At 58.5% G+C, this 12,756-nt stretch carries 10 protein-coding genes; 3 read left to right on the top strand and 7 right to left on the bottom strand.

Annotation, left to right across the window (positions count from 1 at the left end; genetic code table 11):
* The 4 genes from IRZ24_RS09555 to IRZ24_RS09540 form a co-directional block, all read right to left on the bottom strand.
* Positions 1–237: ClpX C4-type zinc finger protein (locus tag IRZ24_RS09555; protein WP_297163108.1), on the bottom strand; the 237-nt coding region annotated here is incomplete at its 3' end.
* 40 nt (positions 238–277) lie between these two features.
* Positions 278–1,156: a hypothetical protein gene (locus IRZ24_RS09550; RefSeq protein ID WP_297163105.1), complete on the bottom strand. Its 879-nt coding sequence runs from the start codon at positions 1,154–1,156 to the stop codon at positions 278–280.
* Positions 1,157–2,674 (bottom strand): MurT ligase domain-containing protein, encoded by a 1,518-nt coding sequence (locus IRZ24_RS09545; protein ID WP_297163102.1) that lies wholly within the window; start codon positions 2,672–2,674, stop codon positions 1,157–1,159.
* A 472-nt stretch (positions 2,675–3,146) separates the two neighbouring features.
* Positions 3,147–4,181, bottom strand: a complete 1,035-nt coding sequence (locus IRZ24_RS09540; RefSeq protein ID WP_297163100.1) for a hypothetical protein — start codon at positions 4,179–4,181, stop codon at positions 3,147–3,149.
* A gap of 592 nt (positions 4,182–4,773) precedes the next feature.
* Here IRZ24_RS09540 and topA point away from each other — a divergent pair.
* Together topA and IRZ24_RS09530 are read left to right on the top strand one after the other, a co-directional pair.
* On the top strand, positions 4,774–7,371 hold the full coding sequence (gene topA / locus IRZ24_RS09535) for a type I DNA topoisomerase (protein ID WP_297163097.1): 2,598 nt from the start codon (positions 4,774–4,776) through the stop codon (positions 7,369–7,371).
* Positions 7,372–7,540: 169 nt separating this feature from the next.
* On the top strand, positions 7,541–8,626 hold the full coding sequence (locus IRZ24_RS09530; protein WP_297163094.1) for an isocitrate/isopropylmalate dehydrogenase family protein: 1,086 nt from the start codon (positions 7,541–7,543) through the stop codon (positions 8,624–8,626).
* Positions 8,627–8,851: 225 nt separating this feature from the next.
* Here the strand turns inward: IRZ24_RS09530 and IRZ24_RS09525 are convergent, their stop codons facing one another.
* From IRZ24_RS09525 to gmk, 3 genes are all read right to left on the bottom strand, one after another.
* A complete protein-coding gene (locus IRZ24_RS09525) occupies positions 8,852–9,379 on the bottom strand; it encodes a cupredoxin family copper-binding protein (RefSeq protein WP_297163091.1) in 528 nt (175 codons plus the stop codon).
* A gap of 493 nt (positions 9,380–9,872) precedes the next feature.
* Positions 9,873–10,889, bottom strand: a complete 1,017-nt coding sequence (gene glpX / locus IRZ24_RS09520) for a class II fructose-bisphosphatase (RefSeq protein ID WP_297163088.1) — start codon at positions 10,887–10,889, stop codon at positions 9,873–9,875.
* 30 nt (positions 10,890–10,919) lie between these two features.
* The gene (gene gmk, locus IRZ24_RS09515) at positions 10,920–11,570 is read right to left on the bottom strand and encodes a guanylate kinase (protein WP_297163085.1); all 651 of its coding nucleotides are present in this window, start codon (positions 11,568–11,570) and stop codon (positions 10,920–10,922) included.
* A 573-nt stretch (positions 11,571–12,143) separates the two neighbouring features.
* On the opposite strand from gmk, the gene IRZ24_RS09510 reads away from it, so the two are divergent.
* The coding region (locus IRZ24_RS09510; protein ID WP_297163083.1) for an NFACT family protein at positions 12,144–12,756 on the top strand (613 nt) is incomplete at its 3' end.

Here is a 12,756-nt window from a genome sequence, read left to right as displayed (position 1 = left end):
CTGCGCTCCCTCGCTGCGGGTAGGGGGTTCCAGCGGGGCGGCGACGACCACGGGGGGGCGTGAGGCCAGCTCTAGAGCCTGAGGAGAGAACGGACGTGGATCTTGCAAGATCTCATTGCACGTCTGCAGGCAGGCTTCGCAGATATAGGCGGCGCCTGGCCCGGCGATCATCCGTCTCACTTCGGGGGGGCGCCGACCGCAGAAAGAGCAGCGAGCCAGAGTTCGATCGAAGCTCATAATGGCCCAATCCTCGATACTAGAGCAAGCAAAGCAACCTCTACGCCGCCACAGTGCGCTGTAAGGCGGCGGTGGCCTCCTCGTAGAGGCCCAGGCGCTCCAGAATAGCGGCATGAGCCTGCCACTCCAGGTGGTCATCCAGAGGCCGCAGCAAGGTGGCGGGATCATCCACAGGAGCGAGCTGGGCGGGCGTAGAGCCGTTCATGATCTCGCCTGGCGGCATCGTCAACTCTGTCAGACGCCGGAGGCCATACTTGCGTTGCAGCGCCAGGCCGATCAGGTGGTCAGCGAAATGCGGATTCTTTGGCAGGAGCGAACCATGCAGATAGGTGCCATAGGCATTGCGATAGACCGCTCCTTCGGTGCCATCCTCGGCATTGTTGCCATAGCCCTTAAGAACCCTGCCTAGCGGGCGAGCTGTTCCCAGGTAAGTGCGTCCACCGTGGTTCTCAAAGCCGACCACTGTCATGCCATTCCAGCGAATGACCACATCACCGATACAGCGTGGTGCCCGCCGGCCTGGATGGATGGTCCAGGCATCGAAGACACCCAGCCCCTTCATATCGGGGCCTTCAGCTGGACGATAGTAGTGGGCCAACAGCTGATAGCCGCCGCAGACGGCCAGCACGGGCATATCGTCCTCGATAGCAGCCCAGAGACCGATGCCCTTTGTCTCGAAGAGGTCCTGGGCCACGGGGGCCTGCTCTTTATCCTGGCCGCCGCCGATGAAGAGCATATCATACTCATCGGGGGCCAGAGCATCACCGATACCCAGGCCTACGATACGCAATTCAATGCCACGCAGCTCACAGCGACGCTTCAGCGTAAGAATATTACCGCGATCTCCATACAGATTGAGCTGATCAGGATAGAGATGCCCGAGCGTCAGCGTAAGCCGGGCCTCATGCCTACCATGCATTTAGTCTCGTCCCTCCCAAAAGTGAGGCGTCAGCCCGCGCCGTTCAAGCTCGCGATGAATCTCCAGCAGCCCCGTATAAGTCGGCACGATAAACAAGGTCTCACCGACGGGGGTTTGCTCGATAGCCTGATCCAAAGCTGTTGCCAGACCATAGCCTGGGAGCGAAGGCCCTGCTGCCCTGGGAGCGAGAGTATGCTCCTCCGTAGCGGAGGTCGTCATGGCGCTGGTTGCTGCAGCAGCCGCCTGGCGCTGCCGAGGCTGATCTTTGATCCTGCCACGGCCCTTCCGTCCCCGCGGCTGGGGGCCAGTTATTGCCTGGAGCGCGCGCAAGGGTATTGAAGGAATAATGGTCATCTCCTCGGGTGCGAAGCCGGCGTATTTGAGGCGTAAGGCCAGATCGAAAGCACGCGTGCCGGCTACTGTCAAGCTAGCGACCAGGCCCTTAGCGCGTTCGAAATCCACGTCCCAGATCCACGAGACGTCACGACCATCAGCAATATGATCATTGAGTACAAAAAGCACGTGACGTGGCACTTCCTCGCTGAAGAGCGTGCGCAGTACCTCATTGAAGCCTGTAGGGTTCTTCGCGAGCAAGAGGCGCAGGGTTCGTCCTGCAACCTGCACGCGCTCGCCCCGTCCAAAGGCGGGCTTGAATTGCTCGATTCCTGAGACGATTGGCGCCCAACTGATCCCCAGGGCCTGGGCGGCAGTGATCGCTGCCAAAGCGTTATAGACATTATACAGCCCGGGCAAGGGGATCACAATCTCGCCCTCGTGCAATGGCGTTTCGACCGTCACGCGCAGGCGATCAAAGGTATCCTGACGGACATGCAATGCGCGTACACTTGGAGCAGGGCGCACCAGACCGCAGTGAGGGCACTGATAATGGCCCATGTGGCTATAAAAGCGGGCGCTATACTGATAGTCACTTCCACACCGGACACAACTGCGGCTATCTACAGCCTGGTAGGCCCCTGGCGTTCCCTGGCCGTTCTGACTGCTCAGATCCAGCGTCAGATCCTCCAGGCCGAAGTAGAGGACGGGGCCGCGGGCCAGCTCACCCAGGCTAGCGGTTGCCGGATCATCAGCGTTCAGAACCAGAGTTGTCGTCTCTGGCAGCTCCTTGACCATCTGGCGCCACAGAGTGGCTATACTTTCTACCTCGCCGTAGCGATCGAGCTGGTCGCGGAATAGATTCACAAAGACAACGGCACGAGGCTGTAGCAAGCGCACGGCCTGGGGCATGACCGCCTCGTCAATTTCAAAGACCGAGATAGCCTGACCCGCGCGGCGGAGATTCCCGTTGGGGAGCGCCCGTACTACCAGAGCGCCGGCGACGCCGCGTAGCAAGTTGGCCCCCTCCCGATTGCGCCAGACGCGTAGACCGGCATCACGCAAAATGGCGGCCAGAAAGCCGCTAGTAGTGGTCTTGCCGTTGGTGCCGGTGATGAGGACACAGCCGTGTTCCAATTGGGCAGCCAGGTGGCGAATGATGTCCGGGTAGAGTCGTTGAGCCACCAGGCCGACTATGCTGGTACCACCACCAAGCCGGAGACGGCGACTTAAGGCTCCCGCGGCGCGCCCGCCGATTACTGCCAGGGCTGCTCTCAGCGAGAGGCGGCGCCTCTGTGAGCGCTGGCCGGCTCTTGCCGCTCCGGTAACTGATCCTGGCTTGACTTCTGGGCGGCTTTTCCTCGTCCGAAGCCATCTGCTCCCTCTGGACTCACCTTGCTTGGGTCCCTGAGAGATCACTTGAGATGGCCGATGTTGCTGCATGCTTCTCCTCCGAACCAGCGCCTGTGTCAATAGTTGTATCTATTTTTCTCGTTGCCTAGTTGCAGCATAGCATGCGCGCGTGAAGCGGTCAAGACCGCAAGCCAGGGATAGATCTTCTGGTCCCCAGAGGGCGTATCTAGAACTGGTCGAGAACTGAGTGTGCTGCGAGCTTTGGCTTGACGCTCCCGCGCTCTGTCTAGCCTATTGTCTTGCTTCATGAGCCACGGATCTGGCTGCCGGTGTACCAGCGGCGCAGTACCTCAGCGGCTTTCTGACCACGGATCGAAAAACGCGCTACACTATCCCATCCCCAGAAGAAGATGCCGGCGATGTGTTTATCTGTCATGACATTGGTGAGCGCAGCATTGTAGGCATCAGCTTGCTGCTGAGGGTCTGCCGGCGCTGATGAGGTAGGTGACCAGACCTGGTAAAGGGCATCAGCACTATTGCGGTAACCGATTTCACTGATGACGATGCGCCGGTTTAGCTCCTCGGCAAGCTGGTCGAGTCGCGTCTTGATTTGCTCACGCCAGAGGACGATCATTGTCTGGGCATCCAACCGCACGGGAGCATCGGCGAGGGAGATGTACTCAGAGACGCCGATGAAGGTGAGGCGGGGATCGTCCAGCCAGGCTGGCGGCTGATCTATCGTGGACCAGTTGATGTCGTAGGTCAGGTTACCAGTGTAGATGCTGCGAACGCGCCCGATAAGCTGCCGCCAAAGGGCAACGGGGGCGTTGCTTTGCAGCCATTCCATTTCGGTAGCCAGGGCAAGTTGCTCAACGCCGTTGGCTTCCGCTGCCTCGACGTAGGGCCGCAGAGCCTGCCAGTAGCGGTCAAACCAGAGCTGCTGGCGCTCAGGTGTCGGCATAACAAGGGCGGCCCAACCACCCGGTTGGCGAACAGTGAGCAAGGGAGCAAGAAAGACTTTGAAGCCTACTTCATGGGCCTTGCGCACGCCGGCAATAAAGGAGGCCACACTAGGCGCCGCCTGGTCAACGCCGATATCAACTGCATCCGGGGTCGATTGGGAGAAAAGTACTGGCATCTCTAGCCATTCAGCCGCAGTGCTGCGCCGGATCTCTTGTAGACTCTCCTGCCAGCGGCGATCATTCAGACCATAGGCGCTGCGGCTCCAGCTAGGATAGACAATCCCTTTCTGGAAGCCATATTGCTCTACCGGCTTGGGGATTGGCGTCGGCGTCGGCGTCGGCGTCGGTGTCGCTGTGGCAGCCGCACGCTTAGTCATGCCTCCTGCCTGGTCGCTTCTGGGCCCTGTACTGGCCTTGCCGAACGGCTCACAGGCGCTGCTGCTTAGCAGGAGACTCAGAAGACAGGCCTGCAGCAAGAGGGCCTGGAGCACGCTCACCAAGCGACCAGGCCGGCAAGATAGTGCGCTGGTAGTGGACATGCCAGCTCTCTGTTGGCGGCGCACAAAAGTACCGGACATCATCAACCCTCCCATCCATCTTCTGCCCGTCCTCTCCTTTCGCGCTCTGGTCTAAGGTGAACAGAGGAGCCGAGCAGCCTTTATGGAGTAAGAGCTACGAAAGGGCGGATTCTCCTCTATTGTACTCCCGATGAGAAAGAAGGCTGGCGTCTGCAGGAAGCTGAGGCCATTCGCTCTGGCGGTCGGGGGAAGATCGGGGGGCCGTCTTGTGTTATCTCACTCTGAAAGCATACGTAATGAGAGGAAGAGCAGTGACCAGCCTGGAAGGCCAACGCTTGGCGGTTCGGGTTGTCACCCCTCTTGTCAACGTGTGCTATCCTATCCTGTGAGATTGAACGGCTCACCTGGCGTTCGACAGCATAACATCTGCAAATCAGGAACAGGTTGATTAATGGCAAAGAAGCTTGTCATTGTTGAGTCTCCGGCGAAAGCCAAGACGATTGAAAAGTTCCTCGGGCGCGATTTCGAAGTACGCGCCTCTATGGGGCATATTATCGATCTGCCTAAGAAGGGCCTTGGCGTCAACACGCGCAAGGATTTTGCGCCGCAGTATGAAATTATCGAGGAACGAAAGGGCGTCATTGCCGAACTGAAGGCGGCGTCGAAGAAGGCCGAGGAAGTCTATCTAGCTCCCGACCCTGATCGTGAAGGGGAGTTCATCGCCTGGTCCCTGATGCAGACCCTGGGGCTCAAGAATCCGCGCCGCGCTGTCTTTAATGAGATTACTCGTAAAGCAGTGCAGGAGGCGATCCAGAAGCCGCGCACCATCAATGAAGATTTATTCAATGCGCAGCAGGCGCGCCGAGTGCTTGATCGTCTGGTGGGCTACAAGATTAGTCCCCTGCTTTGGCGGCGTGTGCAGTCGGGCACCAGCGCGGGGCGTGTCCAGTCGGTTGCGTTGCGCCTGATTTGTGACCGTGAGCGACAGATTCGGGACTTTGTTCCTCAAGAGTACTGGACGATTTCTGCCTTACTGAGTAAGCAGGGAGAGCAGCAGCGCTTTGAAGCGACACTAGTAGCGCGCCTCAGCGAGCTGGTCGGTCAGCACCTATCAGAGGGGGAAGAGGAAGCGGCCTCTGAGGGCGAAGAGAACGAGGGAATGCAGGAGGGTGAGAGCGAGCGTCGTGGAGAGGAGACGCGGCGGCGTCTGCATATTGCCAATCAGCAGGAAGCCGAGGCCATTCTAGCTGAGCTGCGTGGTGCCAGTTTCACAGTCTGGCGCTTGCTCCAGCGCGAAGTGCGCCGCCAGCCGCCATTCCCATATACGACCAGCACTATGCAACAAGATGCCTCATCGCGCCTTTACTTTAAGCCCAAGAAGACGATGAGTCTGGCTCAGCAGCTCTATGAAGGCATCGAGTTGGGACCGCGCGGCTCGCAGGGATTGATCACCTACATGCGTACCGACTCGACACGCGTCTCTGAGGAAGCCAAGGCCAGTGTACGCCGCTTTATTGAACAGACCTACGGTCAGCCGTTTGTGGGTCCGGGACGTGTTGGCAAGCTCAAAGCCACGGCTCAGGATGCTCACGAGGCGATTCGTCCGACCGATGTGACGCTCACGCCTGAGGTTGTGCGTGAGTATCTCACGCCCGATCAGTACAAGCTCTATAGTCTAATCTGGCGCCGCTTCGTAGCCAGTTTTATGACCCCGGCTGTCTTTGATACGGTGCGCGCCGATATTGTGGCGGATCAGTATGTCTTTCGAGCCAGTGGTTCCCGCCTGCGCTTTCAGGGTTTCTATGCAGTCTGGCCACGCGATGAAGAAGAGCGGCTCCTGCCGGAGCTGACTGTCGATGAGATGCTCGTGCTCCATGAGTTGCAGCCGCAGCAGCACTTTACGCAGCCTCCTCCGCGCTATACAGAAGCCAGCCTGATCAAGGAGCTAGAAGAGCTAGGCATCGGGCGCCCTAGTACTTATGTGCCCATTATCTCGACTATTCAGGAACGTGGCTACGTCACACAGGAGCAGCGACGTTTTGTGCCCACCTGGCTTGGCGAGACGGTCAATGATCTGCTCAACAAGCATTTCCCTGAGATCGTCGACGTTGGCTTTACTGCCGATATGGAGCAGAAGCTGGATAACGTTGAGGAGGGGCGCCAGTCCTGGACGGAGTTTCTACGCGATTTCTATGAGACCTTCAAGGAGATGGTGGCCAGAGCGGAGGCCGAGATGGATCGCGTCCAGAAGCCGGTCGAGGAGCTAGATGAGCTATGCCCCGAGTGCGGTCGAAAGCTGGTCATTCGTAGTGGGCGCTTCGGGCGCTTTATCTCTTGCTCGGGATTTCCCGAATGTCGTTATGGACGCTCCTTTGTCAACAAAACCGGTGCCCTCTGTCCGCAGTGCGGAGGCGATCTCGTCGAGCGCAAGACGCGTCAGACCAAGCGTACCTTCTATGGTTGCAGCAATTACCCCACATGTAACTTTGCGATCTGGGAGCGCCCGGTACCGGAGCCCTGTCCTCGCTGTGGTGGGTTGATGGTGATCCCACGTGGCAGTCAAGAGCCGGTCTGCTACGAGGAAGAAGTACTACCCCAGCAAGGTCCCGAAGAGCGGCCCCAGCAGAATGGCCTGGAGCCGGCTCAGTCAAGCTCGGGCTCCAAGCGCGGTCAGAAGATCAGGGCAAGCGCAGAGCCAGAAGCAGAGGCCGATTCCTCTATGAATGGAACAACTCATGCAGAAGCCTCGCCTCAAGAGGCCGAAGCTGTGGCCTTGCCAGACGCCCCTCACAAGCGCACAGCCACACGAGCGAGTGCTGCTTCTCGGGCGGCCTCTAATGGAAAGGCGAGAGCAACAAGTCAGAAGCGCAGCGCAGGTAAAACCTCCTCTGCTAAGAGCAAGAGTAATAAGTCAAGCAAGCGGCAGAAGAAGACCACTGCAGAGAGCAGCAAGAGCAGGCGTCGACAGACGACCGACAAGGCAGTGACAGCAGAGCAAGAGAACCGCATGTCGCTGGCGGGCACGCCGACCGAGGCTGATGAGCGCTGAGGTCAGTGGCTCTCGGCTTGTATCTGCTGGGGGATGAGGCGCCTGCTCCCTGCCTGAGCAGGGTAGTCCGACTGTCCAGGTGGGCTTGTGGCTGGTGCTCGTGCTATAATCTCTACATGATTGCTCAACCTCTGTGCTACAAACAAACTCTGCAGTTCTGGAGGACTTCATGCCGCATGCGGTAACCCTCATCCCTGGAGATGGGACCGGGCCCGAGATTACCACGGCGACTCGTCGCGTGCTGGAGGCGACGGGAGTGGAATTCCACTGGGAGGTCTGCCAGGCGGGCATGGAAACCCTGGAGAAACAGGGGACCATTCTGCCCGATGAGGTCATCGAATCGATTAAGCGCACCAAAGTGGCTCTCAAGGGTCCAATTACCACCCCTGTGGGCAAGGGGGTGCGCAGCGCTAATGTCACCCTGCGTAAAAAGCTGGACCTCTATGCCAACGTTCGCCCGGCTAAAACCTACCCGGGACTGCGCTCCCGTTACGAGCATGTTGACCTGATCATCGTGCGCGAGAATACTGAGGATCTCTATGCCGGTATTGAGTTTCAGCGCGGCTCACCTGAGCTGGCAGAACTGATTGAGCTTGTAGAGCGTACCAGCGGTATGCGCCTGGACCCCGAATCTGCCATTAGCCTCAAATATATTTCGGTAGCTGCCAGCCGTCGCATTGTTCGCTTTGCTTTTAACTATGCCCGTGAGCATGGTCGCCGCAAGGTCACGGCTATTCATAAGGCCAATATCATGAAGTTCTCCGATGGCCTCTTTCTCGCGACGGCCCAAGAGGTTGCCCGCGAATATCCCGATATCCAGTTTGAAGACCGTATTGTAGATAATATTTGTATGCAGCTCGTTCAGAAGCCAGAGCAATACGATGTCTTGGTGTTGCCTAATCTCTACGGCGATATTGTCTCTGATCTCTCAGCAGGTCTCATTGGGGGGTTGGGTGTAGCGCCCGGGGCGAATATTGGCAATCAGTACGCTGTCTTTGAGCCAGTACATGGCAGTGCCCCCAAGTATGCCGGGCAGAACAAGGTCAATCCGATGGCGATGATGTTCTCCGGCGTGCTGATGCTGCGGCATTTAGGCGAGAAAGAGGCTGCTAATCGCCTGGAAAAGGCTATTGCTCAGGTCATCGCTGAAGGGAAGAACGTCACCTACGATCTCAAGCCTCGCCCTGATGATCCAACAGCGGTAGGGACATCCCAGGTGGCTGATGCGGTGATCGAGAAGCTCCAGCGCCTCTGAGTGGCACGGTCGGCCTGAGAGATCGCTGTACTAGCTAGCTGCTCTCTCCCGCTTGTAATAGTCTCTCACGGACTGATGGGACTCGCTTCAGACCACGCTTCTCCGCCGCCTCAATGAGCGGGTCGCTGGAATCGGCTCCACCACCGCTAGCGCAGGCCTGAAACGAGCCCCCAGCTCCCTTCTACTCCCGGCTGATCCCCCCTTCCTTCCTGAGCGTGGCCTGCCCTAGGCAGTGACGATGATGGTAGCTGTCATGTAGGTGTGGATGCTACAGTGATACTGATAAGTGCCTGCTGTTGTAAAAAGCAAGCTGAAGGTAGCTCCCGCGGCGATCATACCCGAATCGCTAAAGGCCCCATTGTTGCTCGTGACGGTGTGAGGCGCGTCTGACTTATTAAGCCAGGTGACTCGTGTGCCCTTCTTGATGGTGAGCGTCTGCGGGGCGAACTGATAGCGCTCGTTCTGCTCGACAATCTGTATTTGCGCTGTACCGGCTGCGCCAGAGGCTGCTTGAGTTGTTTGGGGGGTAACTGCCGAGCTGGGGCTAGTTGTAGGTTGAACGCTGCTGGTCACGGGTGTGGTTCCGTTGCCTGCAGGGTTGCTGGTACCGCCACAAGCCACGAGAAGCAAGGTAATGAGAACGACAGCGCTGAGCAGCCGTAACCAGATACTGATCGGCGGGCGTGGCCTGCCTGGACCCTCGCCGTGGGTGCGACGAGCCAAAACTGTCGCTCGAAGCGATGATAGAGGCATGATAAGCTCCTCCTCTCCTGTCAAGGACTTAGAAAGGATGCTTCTCCTTTTTGGCCTGTCCACAGGCAAGGCGGCGCCACCTCTTGGCCTGTCTTCCGAGATCTCTATAAGGGCAATACGGAAGAAGGTTACATATGTCAGTTAGCTGACTTCCACTCCTCGAAAAGGGGACTGGTAGCGCTCCCGCCTCTCAGCGAGCGGACGCTATGGATCTCTGACGGCTTGGTTCGCTCAGAGAGCAGGTAACTCTCCTGGGCGAGAGCCATCGACTGCTTTGCCCAGCTAGGGAGAGCGCGATTGGAGAGAGCCAAGGGGCTAAGAGACGCTTTTGGACAGAGGTGAAAAAGGCCGACTCAGGACCTCGACGGTGCTTCCCGCTCCGCTTGTCTGCTTGTTACAATGAAAGACGAACATGGGCTACCTCTGGCAGATGCGTGCGAAGCGAGGGAAGCGGGAAGCACCGCTACCACAGTCAAAGGAGAGTCTGGGCTGACTAGCGAGCTGTTTGAGCCTGGGCAGGACCTAGACCGCGGCGCCACTTATGGCGCGCCTGAATATAACGTACGGTCCCGGAGCGCGAGCGCATCATAATAGAGGAAGTGCGAGCGCCCCAGCCAAAGTACTGAACGCCGTCGAGTAGCTCACCGCTGGTAATGCCCGTAGCCGCGAAGGCGACATCGTTGCTGCGCACCAAATCATCGATAGTCAGCACCTGGTCAACGTCGATGCCCTCGGCTTTAAACTGTTCACGCTCCTCATCTGAGCGCGGCCAGACCTTGCATTGCATTGCACCGCCCAGACATTTAATAGCTGCTGCCGCCAGAACAGCCTCTGGGGCGCCTCCGATGCCCATTAGGACATCGACGCCGCGGTAGTCTTCCATTGCGGCGAGAATAGCTGCTGCCACATCGCCATCGCTGATCAAGCGAATGCGGGCACCAGCCTCGCGAATCTGGCGGATGATCTCCTGATGGCGCGGTCGGTCGAGAATAATCACAGTCAGATCATCGATCTGGGCATCCTTGGCCCGGGCGATCCGCTCCAGATTCACAGCGACCGGGGCGTTAATATCGATGACGTCCCGGGCTGCAGGACCCACGGCAATCTTTTCCATATAGAAGACCCCGGGCGGCGCAGAGTACATGGTACCGCGCTCAGCGGTAGCGACAACCGCCAGCGCGCCTGGTAGGCCCAGGGAGAGCAGGCGCGTTCCGTCAATCGGGTCGACCGCGACATCGACTTGTGGCGGAGAGCCGTTCCCGACGCGCTCCCCGATATAGAGCATAGGCGCCTCATCCTTCTCACCCTCTCCAATCACAACGACGCCATCCATATCGACACCGTCAAGGGCCTGGCGCATGGCATCCACGGCGGCCTGATCCGCTTTCTCCTTATCGCCCCGTCCCATCCAGCGGCCTGCGCTCAGGGCCGCAGCCTCGGTAACGCGTACCAGCTCCATTGCTAAGTTACGCTCTTTGGTACCGGATTGCTCGAAACGTACGTCCGTCATACGGCCTCCTCTCAAACATCTGAAGCTGCCTTAGAGTTCCACATAACGCGGTTGGACACGGCAGTGTTCGGCGATCATAATCGCACGAACCTGCTCGACCGCCTGGGCAAGCTGGCCCTCGCGATTGATGACCAGATAATCGTACCAGTGGTACTGGGCCAACTCGTTAGCCGCATCGGCGAGACGCCGACGGAATTGCTCCGCGTCTTCTGTCTGACGCCGGCTCAAGCGCTGAGCCAGCTCCTCCTGGGTCTCAGGGGCCAGGAAAATAAGGATGGCCTGGGGGATCTTGCGCCGGATAGTTGCAGCGCCCTGCACATCAACCTTGAGAAGGACATCGCGACCCGCTGCCAGGTTCTCCTTGATCTGACGGCGGGGCTGCCCATACCAGTGACCATGAACATTGGCGTACTCGATCAGCTCGTCGTTGGCCACGAGTCGCTGAAACTCCTCGTAACTAATGAAATGGTAAGGATGGCCCTCGCTCTCCCCAGGCCGGGGAGCGCGGGTCGTCACCGAGGTCACCACATGAAAATCCAAGCCCTGCCCTTTCAGCGCCTGAATGACGCTATCCTTGCCCGTCCCCGAGGGGGCGGAGAGCACAAAGAGCAATCCTTGTTTTTCTCCTGGCCGGAGCGTGGTGCCCTCTCTCTCGGCGGTTGGCTCCATCTCAAGATACATGCTGCTTTCCCGCTCTCCTGTGCTATGCTCTACTGTGCTGCCGAGCTGCTGAGATTGCTGTCGCGGGCCAGGCCCGGACAGAGTGCCTGGCCAATCGCCTGAGTTGGTCTGGTCATCCCATTCATTACCATCGGCTGCAAGACCAGCAAGACAGAACAAGGGTAGCTCCCTCCCTGCGGGGTTACCTTGACTTGTGGATGGCGATAGACGTCCCTGTCTTCTAGCGTATTGACTTGCAATTCGTCTACTCAGGCGGCCTGGATCGCCTGCAAGGTGTCTACCGCTCGCAGTGTGGCTGACGGACCCTTGGTTGATTAATCCGTCCGGGTGACCGGAGTGACCAGGTCGCGCCGATCAACTGACTCAGTCGATTGGCTACGGCTGATTGGCTGGCTACGCGGGCAGCGTGACGCACAGATGAGGCTTCTCGGGGGCACAACACTTGCGAAGAAGACCACGCGAAGGAGGTGCCGATCTGCTCCCCCTGGCGCCTGCCCGGCGTAAGGGATGAACCAGGACTGCTATAATTGTACAATATCCCGAAACGTTATAGCCACCGGTGAGGTTTCTTGCATGTATGTCGACGCCATCACCCTTGCTGCTGTCGCTGATGAACTGCGTACACTCTTAATTGGTGCACGTGTTGAAACAATTATCCCGCCGACGGAGCACTCCATTGCCATCGAGTGCTACTGTCCACCACGGGCGGGAGTCGATGAGAAAGGACAGAAGCGCTGGCTTTATCTTTCAACTCATCCGCAGTTTGCGCGTTTGCATCTAACGCTGCAGAAACCACCGCGGATCATCCCTGAGCCACCGCCCTTTATCATGCTGCTGCGTAAGTATCTGGAGGGGGCACGCCTTGAGGCCATCGAGCAGCCACGCTGGGAGCGCGTCCTTGATCTGATCTTTCGAATACGTCTCCGGCCTGACGATGAGGACGAGGCCCGGACCGCAGGTTCTGATGAGCAGCTTGAAGGCACCAGGCAAGGCATCACTACCATGCCCTCTGCCGGCTCTCAGCGACTGCACTTGATTGCCGAGATCATGGGGCGCACCAGTAACATTGTCCTTTGTAATGAGAAGGGCCTGATTCTCGGCTGTCATAAGCGTGTTGGAGCGGAAATCAATCGTTATCGGGTGATGTCTCTTATACACATCACCGAGCCCACCAGACACTCCCTAA

This window comes from Thermogemmatispora sp. (assembly GCF_019683755.1).
Lineage (GTDB): Bacteria > Chloroflexota > Ktedonobacteria > Ktedonobacterales > Ktedonobacteraceae > Thermogemmatispora.
This window is presented reverse-complemented; position numbering and strand designations above follow the sequence as displayed.